11 protein-coding genes are annotated in these 13,463 nt (G+C 50.3%); 1 reads left to right on the top strand and 10 read right to left on the bottom strand.

Features of this window, described 5'->3' with window-relative positions:
• Positions 1-172 precede the first annotated feature (172 nt).
• The 8 genes from M1L66_RS05995 to M1L66_RS05960 form a co-directional block, all read right to left on the bottom strand.
• Positions 173-1,243 (bottom strand): hypothetical protein, encoded by a 1,071-nt coding sequence (locus tag M1L66_RS05995; RefSeq protein ID WP_187023216.1) that lies wholly within the window; start codon positions 1,241-1,243, stop codon positions 173-175.
• Entirely contained in the window at positions 1,233-2,096 is an 864-nt protein-coding gene (locus M1L66_RS05990) for an L-ribulose-5-phosphate 3-epimerase (protein WP_187023217.1), read from the bottom strand. The genes M1L66_RS05995 and M1L66_RS05990 overlap by 11 nt, the downstream gene beginning before the upstream one ends.
• A 21-nt stretch (positions 2,097-2,117) precedes the next feature.
• Positions 2,118-3,176 (bottom strand): L-ascorbate 6-phosphate lactonase, encoded by a 1,059-nt coding sequence (gene ulaG / locus M1L66_RS05985; protein WP_002601332.1) that lies wholly within the window; start codon positions 3,174-3,176, stop codon positions 2,118-2,120.
• A gap of 68 nt (positions 3,177-3,244) precedes the next feature.
• Positions 3,245-4,390, bottom strand: coding sequence for a glycoside hydrolase family 88 protein (locus M1L66_RS05980; RefSeq protein ID WP_434691533.1), 1,146 nt, complete (start codon positions 4,388-4,390; stop codon positions 3,245-3,247).
• Positions 4,391-4,421: 31 nt separating this feature from the next.
• Positions 4,422-6,134, bottom strand: a complete 1,713-nt coding sequence (locus M1L66_RS05975; protein WP_187023219.1) for a glycoside hydrolase family 3 protein — start codon at positions 6,132-6,134, stop codon at positions 4,422-4,424.
• Between the two features lie 16 nt (positions 6,135-6,150).
• Entirely contained in the window at positions 6,151-6,996 is an 846-nt protein-coding gene (locus tag M1L66_RS05970; protein WP_002601335.1) for a carbohydrate ABC transporter permease, read from the bottom strand.
• 12 nt (positions 6,997-7,008) lie between these two features.
• On the bottom strand, positions 7,009-7,905 hold the full coding sequence (locus M1L66_RS05965) for a carbohydrate ABC transporter permease (protein ID WP_002601336.1): 897 nt from the start codon (positions 7,903-7,905) through the stop codon (positions 7,009-7,011).
• A 181-nt stretch (positions 7,906-8,086) separates the two neighbouring features.
• Positions 8,087-9,406 carry an extracellular solute-binding protein gene (locus M1L66_RS05960; RefSeq protein WP_187023220.1) on the bottom strand — a complete coding sequence of 440 codons (1,320 nt, stop codon included), beginning with the start codon at positions 9,404-9,406 and terminating at the stop codon, positions 8,087-8,089.
• Positions 9,407-9,726: 320 nt separating this feature from the next.
• On the opposite strand from M1L66_RS05960, the gene M1L66_RS05955 reads away from it, so the two are divergent.
• Positions 9,727-11,199 carry an FGGY-family carbohydrate kinase gene (locus M1L66_RS05955; protein ID WP_434691527.1) on the top strand — a complete coding sequence of 491 codons (1,473 nt, stop codon included), beginning with the start codon at positions 9,727-9,729 and terminating at the stop codon, positions 11,197-11,199.
• Positions 11,200-11,224: 25 nt separating this feature from the next.
• On the opposite strand, the gene M1L66_RS05950 is transcribed toward M1L66_RS05955, so the two are convergent.
• Together M1L66_RS05950 and M1L66_RS05945 are read right to left on the bottom strand one after the other, a co-directional pair.
• Positions 11,225-12,025, bottom strand: a complete 801-nt coding sequence (locus tag M1L66_RS05950; protein ID WP_002601339.1) for a DeoR/GlpR family DNA-binding transcription regulator — start codon at positions 12,023-12,025, stop codon at positions 11,225-11,227.
• A 313-nt stretch (positions 12,026-12,338) separates the two neighbouring features.
• A complete protein-coding gene (locus M1L66_RS05945; protein WP_434691525.1) occupies positions 12,339-13,409 on the bottom strand; it encodes an ethanolamine utilization protein EutH in 1,071 nt (356 codons plus the stop codon).
• Positions 13,410-13,463 lie beyond the last annotated feature (54 nt).

Genomic DNA, 13,463 nt, shown 5'->3' with positions numbered 1-13,463 from the left:
TTTATAATAATTGCACTGGTGAAATCGGAGTTCTGTCCCAATGATATTATTTTTCATGGGAAACGAGCACCCCGCCTGAGCAATAGCTGTACGGCAAAATACCCATTTCCCTTTCAATATATTTTTATGTGAAATATGGATTTGTCAATAGAAAAAGGAGGAGAAGCAATTTTCAGACACGCTCCAGTTCGTCAGAAGACGGCGTCACCGTATACATGGCGATTTCGTCGGTTTCCCGGTTGGCGGATATGATCACATCGTTCTGATTCACCATGTAATGACAGACATTGGCCGGACCACAGTCCCTGTCAATGATTTCGCGCTCATACGTCCCGCTCTCCCTGCAATAAGAAAATGATACGAGATTTCGTTCGCCCTTCCGGAAACCGATTACGACCCGGGGAATCCGGCACAGCGGGCCGCCATAAACGGCATGTAAGAATTCCATTTTATCCGGGCATTCATATACCTTAAAAAAGCCTTCTCCCCGGTCCTGATAGATCGAAAACGTATCTCCATGAAACGGCGACAGCACCGCCAGTTCCTTTCTGCCGTCCCCGTCCAGATCCAGCAGCACCGCATCGGAAGCCGGTATATCGAGGAGTTCCCGGATCTCCCACTCCCCGTTCCTCTGTTCCGGCGGAAGGAACTGAAATATACCGTTTTCACAGGAGATCACCGCCGTATCCATGCCGCCGTCTTCTGTCCTGGCGTAGCCATGGTTTTTCGTCAGCCCTTCCTTTAAGACCGTAAGCGGCAGCGGATGGGCCTCGTCAAAAGTGCTCAAATCATCCGGAAGCACGGCGCAGTAAACCTTTCCGGGGCAGCTCCAGTCATCCTTATATGTATGGCCGGACTTCAGCGTACAGGCGATCAAGTACTTTACACCGTTTCTGATGAGAATATCGAACCGGTGCACAAACGGAAGCTCCGCCAGGGTTTTCACCTCCCAGACTCCGTCTGCAGGCGTTACGGTTACAAGCTTTGCTTCTTTGGAATCATTGGGGGAATAGAACTTATGGGTCGCCAGAAACTGGCCGTCACTTCCCGGCACCTGGACCATCGTCATGACTCCGCCCGGCCCCTCCCATACGGTGTCCACCTCCTTTCCCGTCTCATCGAACAGGATACAGCGGTCTGTCTTCTCTGCTGCCACCAGAAAATGAAACCTTCCCTGATACGTCAGGGGGGCGATGGAATAGCACTTTGTTAAATTGGCCAGCACCTTTTTTTCAACTTGCATGTTCATCCTCCTTCGCCTGTCTGCCAAGTATGTCGGTCATCATCCGATTCGCCTTCCGGAGTTCATCCTTCCAGTCGCCGCCTCCTGTATACCAGAATTCCGTCACATATCTTCGGATACCCAGCCGCCACGCCTCTCTGATCGCCTCTTCAAAATTCACGTGGCCGCTTCCGTACGGAATCTCCCGGTATTTCCCCGGCACCGTCTCTTTTAAATGCATGGCCAGCAAACGGCCGCTCCCCGACTTTAAATCCTCAATCACATCAGTCTTATACTGCTTCGCCGCATTGGTGATATTGCCGATGTCGGGATATACTCCCAGATAATCCGATCCCATCAGCTGCACATATTTCATGGCCTTTCCAACCGTATTCATAAACTCGGTTTCCATGGTCTCGAAGCCCAGCAGTATGCTCCTGCTGGCGGCCATATCCACCGCTTTTCTCAAATTCATTTCAAACATCTTTTTTGTAAATTCGCTGGACTCCTCATAATACACGTCATATCCCGCCAGCATGATAATTCTGATTCCCAGGTCATCCGCCAGATTGATGGCCTTTTCCATGATTTCCATGCCGCGGATCCGAACGGATTCCTCGCTGCTTCCCAACGGGTATTTCCGGTGGCCGCTTAAACACATGGTCCGGATCGGAAGCCCCGCCTCGTACATATCCTGTACGAGAGAGGCCCGCTTTTCCACGCTCCAGTCCAGCCGCGCCAGTTTTTCTTCGGTTTCATCGATACTCATTTCCAGGAAATCATACCCCGCCTCTCTGGCATACGTGAGCTTTTCCCGAAAGCTTAACTCATTTGGCATGGATTTCTCATAAAGTCCCAAGGTATATAATTTCATCGTTACTCCTTTGCCCCGGTCTTACAGCAGGGAACGGAACGGTACGTTAGGCTCATCCGTAAAGCAGTCTTCAAAGCCGCGTCTGTAATGGTACTGGATCTTATCCCGGTCCACCGGCCAGACGTATTTGCCGCCCACGTCCCAGATAAACGGATGGAACTGGTACTGTAAAACGTCTTTCTTATAGTTGTAAAGCATGAGAATCTCAAGGGGATCTGCCTTAAAGTTGGTCCATACGTCGTAATGGATCGGAATCACCACCCTGCACTTTAATGCCTCCGCCATACGAAGAATATCCACGGATGTCATCTTATCCTGATTGCCCGCCGGATTCTCTCCGTAGGAACCAAAGGCAATATCAATGTCGAAATCCTTTCCGTGTTTGGCATAGTATGTACTGTAATGGGAATCCCCGGAATGGTACACGGTTCCGGCCGGTGTCTTAATCACATAGTTCACAGCCTTGTCGTCCATATCGTCCGGCAGCACGCCCCGGATGTCCTCATCCGCCGTGACGAGACACGTTCTGTCAAAGGAATCCGTGACCATGATTTCCACGTCCTTTATTTTAATCGTATCTCCCGGTTTGACCACTCTGCATCTCGATTCCGGAACGCCGTAGCTCAGCCACTTTTCCACGCTCTTCAGCGGACCGATAAAGGGTACCTCGCCGCCGCAGTTCTGCATCACAGCCGCCGCAAAGAACGGATCAATATGGTCATTGTGGTAATGGGTGGACAGTACCGCGTCAACGGCTGTAACAGCAAACGGGTCGTAGACGATGGGCGCAGCCCGGAGATTCGGCTGTGTCGCACGGCCGCCGGTCATATTCCGCATCTGATGAAACGGGTCCATCTCCTTCGTTTTCTGAGACCGTTTTCCATTGCCAAACCACAGATCGATGGCAATATTCGTTTTATTTTCTGTTTTGATCCAGAGTCCGGTACAGCCGATCCACCACATCGCAAAGGTTCCCGGCTTTACCTCCTCCTGGTCGATCTCTTCATTCAGCCATGTCCCCCATTCCGGAAACGCGCCTAAAATCCATTTTTCTCTCGTCAGTTCTGTTACTTTGCTCATATTTGCTTCCTCCATTTTCTACCGAGTGCCCTCGGAAACGCTTTCTGTCCGGTTTCTGTGAGTGCCCGTTACCACATTTGATAAGTTTCACCCCGAAGCTTAAAGATTGCTTCGATAAAATAGTAATCTCCATAAATGATGTGAAACTCATGATTTTTATGGTGATATGCCGCTGTACACTTTTCCAGGATACAGTCGCTGCCTTTTGAGAAATTGCACCGTTTCTCGTACAATGCCTTCAATAGCTTTTCTGCTGCGCGCCGATAGACCTCCGATTCACACGCTGCGGTCAGCCGCGCAAGCTCCAGAAGCGCGCTGGCTGCTGCCGCTGCCGCCGAGGAATCCTCATAATACGGCTGCTTCGGCGCCCGGAAATCAACCGGGATCAGGCCGTTTTCCGGTATATTGGCTATAAAGTAATGCGCCGTCCGTTTGGCGGTGTCTAAATAGCGTTCATCCTTCGTATGGATATAGCTCGACGCAAATCCATACATGGCCCAGGCCTGGCCTCTGGTCCAGCTGGAGCCCTCCGCATATCCCTGGCCGCCCAGAGCCCCTGTGAGCTCCCCGGTCACCGGATCGAACCTCATGATATGATTGGAGGAGCCATCCGGCCTGATATAGTATTTCATCACCTGGTCGGCATACATCACCGCCTGTTCCCGGAATCTGGGATCACCGGTTTCATCGGAGGCCCAGTAGAGCAGATTGATGTTCATCATGCAGTCAATAATGGCCCATCCCGCCGTGTCCTCATCCGGCGCGCCGCTCCACTGATCCCATGCCCGGAAGATCCGGGCCGCCGGATTGAAGCGGCCGGAAAGGATGGTGGCTGCCATCAGGCCGCGTTTTCTCGACTCCGGATTTCCCGTGATCCTGTAATCGGCCACCGCAGACGGAAGCCATACAAAGCCCATATCGTGATGCAGTCCATAGAAATCGGCAAATGCCTGATCCAGCTTTTTTTCCGCATACCGGGCGATATCCACATACCTTTGGTCCCCGGTGCGCAGATAGAGAAGCCACATGATTCCCGGCCAGAAGCCGTTGGTCCACCAGGAAACGCCGTCATCCCAGCCAAACTGCCGGTCCTCGTCAATCTTGTTGTCATGAGTTCCCGAAACCGTCGTATACGGGATTTTAAATCTGGATTTTTCTGAAACCCAGTCCATTTTTTCAATAATTTTTCGTTCTGCCTCGCAGGTCCAGTCCATCTCATTCTCACTTTCTGATGTCAAGCAGTCTTTAAAGCCGGGTATGGAACAGCCCGCAAAACGGATCCACCGGATTTTTCCCTGTAAACCGGCTTCTCCCCATTATTTTTTCGACTATGGCATCGATTACGTATCTGCTGGGTGTATAACCATTAATGTACGTCCTGACCTTTGGCACATCCAGGAGCATATAAGGGTTATCCACAGATATAAAGAGTGTCGGGATTTCATAAATGTATCTGGGTGTGTTGCATCCGCCCGGCGCGGTCCAGGAAATTCTGGAAACATTGTCACTGCCGGAAGTTTTCACGCTGCAGTAATACAGAATCAGGTCAAACCGCTTCGTCATGCTCTCTATGCTGTTCCCAATTGGAAGCAGATCTTTTCTGGAAGCATCGTAGACGGTTACTTCAAACCCTTCTCTCTCCAGCAGCCCGGCCAGATACTCCGCCTGATTGCAGATGGGATCGTGGTAACCGCCCTTGTCGCCCAGGACATGGAGCAGGATCCGTCTCTGCGTTTTGGGGCTTATGGGGAGCAGGTTCTGGGTGTCCTTAACCAGGGTAACCGACCGGTCCGCGCACTCCCTGGCCAGATTGCGGTTATCCTCGCGTTCAAACACCTTCAGCGCCTCATCTCCCGGAAACAGGGTTCCCTCCTCCATCTTTTTATGAAGCTTTAGATGAGCCTTCAATGCCAGAATCCGTGCAACCGCTTCGTCCAGACGTTCCCTGCTGATGGTCCCGTCTGCTGCCGCGTCCAGCACGTACTGGTAATCTTCTTTTAAATCCAGGGTAAACAGGATCATATCACAGCCTGCCGCCACCGCAAGGGGCAGGGCATCTCTTCTGGCCATGGTCTGCATGAATCCGGTCATCGTCGTGGCATCCGTCACCACCAGCCCGTTAAATCCCAGCTGCTCCCGCAGGAGCCTTGTGGTCAGATCGCAGGACAGGGAGCCGGGAAGAATCTCCTCATCCCGGATATCCGGATTCATCTTTCTGGAGTATGCCGGCAGCATGATATGGGCGGCCATGACGGTTTCCGCGCCGTCTTCTATCAATGCTTTATAAATCTTTCCATAGGAGGCATCCCACTCCCTGGCCGTGCAGTCGTTGATGGTGGTTACCATATGCTGGTCCCGTTCATCCCGCCCGTCTCCGGGCCAGTGCTTCAAGCATACGGCCATACCGTTTTCCATCTGTCCTCTGACAAACTCCCTGGACATCTGAAGGACCGTTTCCTGGTCGGAACTGAACACTCTCGTATTCGTAATGGGATTGTGATAATTCGTGTCAATATCCAGAATCGGCCCAAAGTTCCAATTGGCCCCGGTTGCCGCCGCCTCCTCCCCACAGACCCGCCCCAGTTCATACGCCCATCTCTTATCTCCGGCTGCCGCAACCTGCATCTGCGTTCCGAATAAAGTGCCTTCTTTGCAGATCCCATCCGCTCCCCGCTCGAGATTGGATGCGAACAGCAGAGGAATCCCGGTTCTGGCCTGAAGCTTTTTGAAATTTTCTTTTACTTTCCCCGCCGGAAAAACATCGGTCATATAGCCGCCCGGATAAAAGCCCAGGGCATCCATTTCCGCGGCCATCTCTTCCACCGGTTTATCCTTGATTAAAATACAGAACAGATGGCTGACCTTCTCTTCCACGGTCATTTTCTTCATACAGTCCTGTACCCATGCAATATCACTCTCATCCAGGAAGAATGGCTTTGCCTTAAAATCCACGTTCATACCGTACGCTCCTTTCTTATCCCTTGACACCGGAGGATGCCAGACTCTGCTCGAAGAAACTCTGGAAACACAGGAATACGATCAGGATCGGTATAATCGAGATGACCGATGCCGCCATGATCGGCCCGTACTCTGCCGTAAACTCGCTGATCATGTTGCGCAGTCCCAGCTGAATCGTATACAGTTCCCTGGAGTTAATGTAGATAAGCGGAGCCAGAAAATCGTTCCATACGGACACAGAGGTCAGGATCACCAGCGTTCCGATTACCGATTTGGAAAGAGGCATGATGATTTTGGAATAGATGCCGAACTCATTCAGGCCATCAATCCGCGCCGCCTCGCTCAATTCATTGGGAATTCCATCGAAGAACTGCTTCATCAGGAATACACCCATGGGGTTAAACGCCTGAATCAGGATCAGCGCCATATGGGTATTGGTGAGTCCGAATATCTTGATAACGGAAAACTGAGGAATCATAACCACCTGGTAGGGAAGCATCAGGGTTGCCAGGTACAGGATGAAGATCTTATCTCTCTCCGGAAATACCAGCTTGCTGAATGCGTAAGCCGCCAGGCTGCACGTCACGATCTGCAGAATGGTAATCACCACCGTCAGCTTCAGTGTGTTAAAAAACAGCTGCGGATAATTGGCCTTATTCCAGATATAGGAGTAATTTTCCAGTTTCAGATTCTGAGGGATCCACTGGATGGGGAAATTGAAGACTTCCAGACTGTCTTTAAAGGAAGAAGACAGCATCCAGAGGAACGGAAGAATCATAGTTAAAGACGATGCGATGACGACCGTATACTTGACAATCGATAAGAACAGCGCAAGTCCGGTTTTTTTCTTTTTTTCTGCCATGCTCTCTCCCTCCTAATCCTGTTTTTGACGTTTGAACTGAATCAACGTCACCACTAAGATACAGGCAAACAGTACCATAGCCTCTGCCGATGCGTAGCCAAACTTGTAATTCTGGAATGCCTCTTTGTAAATCTGGAGCACCAGCACGGATGTAGCGCGTCCCGGACCGCCCTTTGTCATGATGAAAATCGGCGTAAATACCTGGAACGAGTTGATGATGCACATGATGGTTATGTAAAAGGTAACCGGTTTAAGCTGTGGAATCGTAATAAACCGGAAGCGCTGGAACGAATTGGCCCCGTCTACGGTAGCCGCCTCATACAGCGAGTTATCAATCCCCTTTAAGCCCGCCAGATAAATGATCATATAGTATCCGATTCCTTTCCAGATAATCATGATCATCACAGCCAGCAGCGCCCAGTCCTTATCCGACAGCCACGCGGGAACATTTTGAAGGCCAATGCTGTGCAGGATCTGATTTAAGGGGCCGTTCTTGGAATAAAGAAACTGCCATACAACCGAAATCGCAACAATAGAGGAAATATGCGGAAAGAAATGCGCCGCACGGATTGCAGAAGAAAACTTAATGCCGGAATCCAGAATAAATGCCATAACCAGCGACAGCATGATGATAAACGGCACAGTCCCCACCGTATAAATAATGGTATTCCAAAGGGATATCGTAAAGTTTGAATCGCGAAACAGATTGATATAGTTTTTAATTCCCACAAACTTAGCAGCACCGGACCCGTCCCAATTCGTAAAGCTTAAACCGATTGCCCAAACAGCCGGTATTAAGGTAAAAACTGCAAATCCGATGATATTTGGCAGCAAAAAACAGAACGCCATCTTCCTGTTCCGGTTGACCACTACCTGGTTCGACTTGTATACTGCTGTCGTTTTTGCCATATCGTCCCTCCTTGTTATGAGCACTTCGCGGCGTTCCCTGGCCGCTCACGTGCAATACATGTCATCTCCGCTCAGCGCGTGACGCTTTTTAAAGTCTGAGCCGGCAGACTTGAATGCTGCACTGCGTAATAAACGGCGCAGTGCAGTGCTCAAAATATCGTACCGGCTCAGGAACCACCCCTTAGTTCTGAGACAGAATCTCTTCACGGCGGGTATTTAAGTTATCAGCCATCTCTTCCGGAGACTGGTTGTCTGTAAGAACAAGCTCAAGTTCTTCGTTTACCGCACTTGACATCTGGCCTAAATTCACGCTTGCCTCTCCAAGGCCGTAGCTGACATTATCCGTCAGCGCTTCCATGGATGATTCGTCAAGCCCTGTGCTCTCTTTAAATGTGGTCATAATCTCATCTGTCATGTATCCCGGAACCAGCATGGATTCTGCAACGATCTTTGCGCCCTCTTCTCCGCAGAGAAATGTCATCAAATCCCATGCCGCATCTAATTTTTCCGTCTTAGGATTGATCAGTACCGGCGTAGAGGTTGCGAAGCCCTTCTTCTCGGTTCCTTCCCAATAAGGAGATTTCACAATGCCGTAATCAAATCCAAGATCCTGTGCTTCCAGAAGCTGCGTCATCCAGGAACCGTTATACAGCATGCCCCATTTTCCCTGGTAGAAGTATGTCTGATCCTTCGACATGGAGACAGACTCCGCATAGTCTTCCCAGACTCCGTCTTTCATCGCTGCCATAACCTTTGCAGCTGCCGGCACCAGCTCATTAAAATCGCTGGAGGTAATATCAAACCCGTTTACGGCTCCTACGAGACACGGTGCGATAAATCCTGGTTTTGGATAGAACGCGCATCCGTAGACATCGTCATGGCTTAACTGCTTTCCGAGTTCAAAGAACTGCTCCCATGTCATATCATTGGTGGGATATGCAACTCCTGCATCATCAAAAATCTTCTTATTATAATAGATCACCCAGTCATTGGTCCGGAACGGAAGGGCATAGAGGCCGCCGTCAATCACATAATGCTGTTCCAGAACAGTTCCGTAAGGGGTGAGGTCAAATCCTTTTTCTTTCGCTATGGCATTTAAGTCGAGGGCAAAATTCTTCTGTACCAGCGTCGGATAAGAAGTATTGGATTTTGCAAAATATACGTCAATGTCGTCGCCGGAAGCCAGCATCGTGGTAAGCTTTGTCTCGTAATCGTTGGCTGGCGCGTTGATGACTTCCACTTCAATATCAGGATATTTCTGGTTAAACGCCTCCATCATGGCCGGGTATACAGAGCCCTCCACGTCATAGTCCCAAAGAGCCAGTTTTAATTTCGTCTTTTCTCCTGACGCATCTTTGCTTTCTCCCGCCATTGTTGTCGCAGACTCAGTCGCCGGAGCTGCTGTTGTGGTCTCTGTCTTTGTTCCGGTACCGCTGCATCCTGCTAGAACTGTCACTGCGGCTGCGGCTGCCAGCATTACACTTACGTTTCTTTTCTTCATGTGAATAATCCCTCCATTTTGAATGCCAATAAAAACCGCCAATCACTTTTACGATCATTTATTGGTTTTACGATTGTTTTGTACGTTCATTATATTCTTTTATGTACGTTATGTCAATAGTGTCAAGAAATATTTTTCGTTTCTTGTTGTTTTTATGCGTTTTTTCGTCTCAAGCTGTTCATTTAAGTACTTTTATGAATTCTATTTTTATCTTTTATTGCAATGCGTGCGATTTTCTATTGATTTATTGTACATTTTTTGGTATGCTGTCCCTGTATTCTCAAGTTTTTTCTATTTTTTCGTTCATTCAGGAGGATTATATGAACGTTTTAGTGATTGATGTTGGTACTTCCAGCATGAGGGGGATTTTATACGATGCGCACGCAGCTGAACTGAAAAAGATTCAAATTCCCTATTCCCCGTTCTATATTGATCAGATTTGTGTAGAGCAGAATGCTTCTGACTGGACCTCGGCACTGATCCGGATCTGTTCCGGATTGGCGCAGGCCGCCAAAGAAGAAAACAGGAAGATTGATGTGATGTCTCTCACCTCACAGCGATCCTCCGTGCTTCCTCTGTCGAAGGATATGGAACCGCTGTCTCCGGCAATCATGTGGCAGGACAAACGCACAATGTCTCTCTGCCATGATTTAAAGAAGTCTGATCCTGTCATAATCCAAAAGGCAGGAAGCCGGATTAATCCGGTTTACTCCGGCAGTAAAATGGCCTGGATCCGCAGAAATCAGCCGGAGCTGTTTGAACATGCGGCAAAACTGGCGGTCATTCCCGATTATCTGGTATGGTTTATGACGGGTACTCTGGTCACCGACCATACCTACGGGAGCCGCTCTCTTCTCATGAATCTGGGAACCCGGGAGTGGGATGAGGAGCTTCTGCGGCTCTTTGAACTCCCCCGCTCCAAGCTCTGTGATCTCATATCTCCCGGCACTGTGGCGGGACACATATCCAGCCCATTTTCGCGGCTCACCGGACTTTTGGAAGGGACGCCGCTCATATCGGCCGGAGGCGATCAGCAGTGCTCCGCGCTGGGCCAGGGGGTGATCCACCACGGAGACGCCCAGATCACGACAGGTACCGGCGCTTACATCATCAGCGGCTGCGATGAACTGCCTGTGATTAAAGGCAGCGAAGTCATCGCGGGCGCCAGTGCAATACCAGGAAAATACGTTTTAGAGAGCAGTATTCTGGCCTGCTGTTCCGCCTTTAACTGGTTTCATAACACCTTTTATCCTGACAGCGACCGCGGCTTCGATTCGATCAACCGGGAAATTGTGGATTCGCCTCCTGCGGCAGGCGGCATCATTGCTCTGCCTTATTTTCAGGGGCAGGGGACGCCTGACTGGAACAGCATGGCCACGGCCTCCCTCCTGGGTCTCACGCTGTCCTCTTCAAGAGGGGATATGGCAAGAGCCATCTTAGAAGGGATCTGCTATGAAATAAAGGTCAATATGGAGTGCATGGCACGGTATCTTCCCGCCCCCTCGTCCATTGTCTTAAGCGGCGGCCTTACGAAATGCCCGTCCCTGGCGCCGTCCCTGGCCGGAATCCTGGGTACGCCGGTCACCCAGTACAGCAATCCGGAGTCCACTGCCTTAGGCGCATGGATGTCCGCCGCCGTAGCCACCGGGCTGTATTCCGGCTGGGAAGAAGCCTTTCGGGCAGCCCGGGCAGCCGATGCCGTTACTCAGACACTCCCGGAGAACAGGGACAACTACAAAAAAGGATACAGTCTGTATCAGGAATCTTATTCCAGACTGTATCCTTACACTTAAATATTCTGTTATCTGTCCTTACATATCAATCGGTAACGTGGCCCTTCAATATGGTCACGTTATCTTTTTCCAGCCTTGACGTAACCGCCTCGTCGGCCAGCTCGTCCGTAACGATATGGGTAATCTGATGGGTATCCGCGATGATAAAATTATGCAGCTTGCCGATCCGCTTATGATCCGCCAGTATGACAACCATATCCTTTGCCCGCTCGATCATCAGGCTGTTTACCATGGTTTCCTGAAGCACCGCCGTGCTGATCTCGCCTTCTGCCGTGATCCCGCTGACTCCGATGAAGCACTTGTTCGCCCGGATCTTCCGTATGGTGGCGAGTGCAAAATCCCCTACCAGGGAACATTTCGTTCCGTGCAGCTCTCCGCCGGTCAGAATAATGCTGACCAGCGGATCGTGACTGCTGGTAATGGCATTTCCATTATTCGTTATCACGCTGACCCGCTTGCCGGATATATAGTCCAGCATTAAAAGAGCCGTCTTACTGCTGTTGACGAATATTATATCGCCCTCCTCAATCAGTTCTGCAGCCTTCTTTGCAACGACTCTTCTGTAATCCGTCGTTCCGTCCTGACCGGTGGCAGGCGGGACATCCAGCGTCGGATCTTCAAAAAGGGTGCCTTCTATCAATTTTGCACCGCCGTAATGGCGTTTCACAAATCCCTGATTTTCAAATTCAATCAAATCCCGTCTTATGGTAAGCGGTGAGACTCCCAGTTCATTGGCTAATTGATCGACCGATACTTCTTTCTCTTTCTGCAGTCTCTGTAAAATCGTCTGCTGCCTTTTTACAATGACACCCTTTTTGTTTTTCACTTCGACAACCTCTTATATCCTGTTATAGTTTCGTTTCCTGCCTTCCGCAGAAGACATTTTCACTTAAAATACATTTTCCTGATCGTTTCATTCAGATGCATCGCATTTCACGAACGTTTCTTAATGAAAAAGGATTCGTTCAGAACGTTTTATCGAACGTTGCAGCAAATATCTGCGGTGTTTCAGTCCGGCATTCCCCGCCAAATGCTTATATAGTACATATCATACCATATATTTCATTATTTGAACAGTTCAATAGCCAGGAACTTAAAATTTGAATTTAAAATTCCTGGCTATAAACAGTAACCTATAATCACTTCTTTGTTTTTGACGTTATGAATCCCAGCGCAATCGCAGCCGCGCACCCGGCCAGTTTGGACACCAGCAGCGCAGGCAGCATGTCCGGCTCGGTGCTCACGGTAAATCCCAGATGGGCGGCCAGCATGGAGGCGGAGCTCACCATATACGCCACATTGACAAGCTTGCCAAACGTGTTCATGTCCTTCATCATGACGAGCGCCGGTATGGGACTCACGATACTGACCAGCAGCCCCAGGACACTGATGCTGTCCAGCCCCATTCTGGCGCCCAGCGCGGTACAGGGCCGTTTCAGCCGGCGCTGTAAAAATTCCGTCACGGGAAGGCTGCCCAGAAGCACCACACCAATGGAGGAAACCACCGCCATGGCCTCCTCGATGGGAGCCATTCCGGGAATCACCACAAATCCTGTCATATATGTAACCGCCGCCAGCACAAGCCCGGCGGTTATCACGGTACGGATAAGAACAGCAAACACCTCAAAGCCTTTCACCATGCCATCAGGAATGCGGAACAGACCGATTCCCAGCAGAAGGGCCAGAACCAGAACAAGAAGATTCTGATGCAGAATCTCCCCGATCCCCAGGCCGCACACAGCCCCTCCGGTGATCAGCGCCGCCGGCATGGCAGCCAGTCCCAGCATAATCCCCTTTGCAAATACAGGGCGGTCGCCCTCTTCGATCAGCCCCATCCCTACCGGAATGGTAAAGACAATCGTACAGCCAAACACGGAGGCCGCCACGATTCCCGCGTACCTTCCGATCAGCGGATTCTCCGCCAGCTCCATGGAAAGCTGATATCCGCCCATATCGATGGCCAGAAGGCTTCCAAACATGGCGGGGTCCACCCCAAGGAACCGGTAAACCGGAATGATAAGCCTTCCCAGCGTCCCCGATACCAGCGGGGCCAGGCAGATGATCCCCACCATGGACAGCGCGGTCGGCCCCAGATACTGAAAGCCTTCCTCAAATTTCTTCCCATACCCAAAACGGTTCCCCAGGATACGGTCAATTCCCCCAGCCACGGCGCCCAGCGCCATAATGATCATAATAATCCGGTTTATCATATCTCTGTCTCCAAAATCAAATTTAATCTCTCACCGGACACTGTCGGCTGTGTC

The organism is Hungatella sp. SB206 (assembly GCF_051132295.1).
GTDB lineage: Bacteria > Bacillota > Clostridia > Lachnospirales > Lachnospiraceae > Hungatella > Hungatella effluvii.
This window is presented reverse-complemented; position numbering and strand designations above follow the sequence as displayed.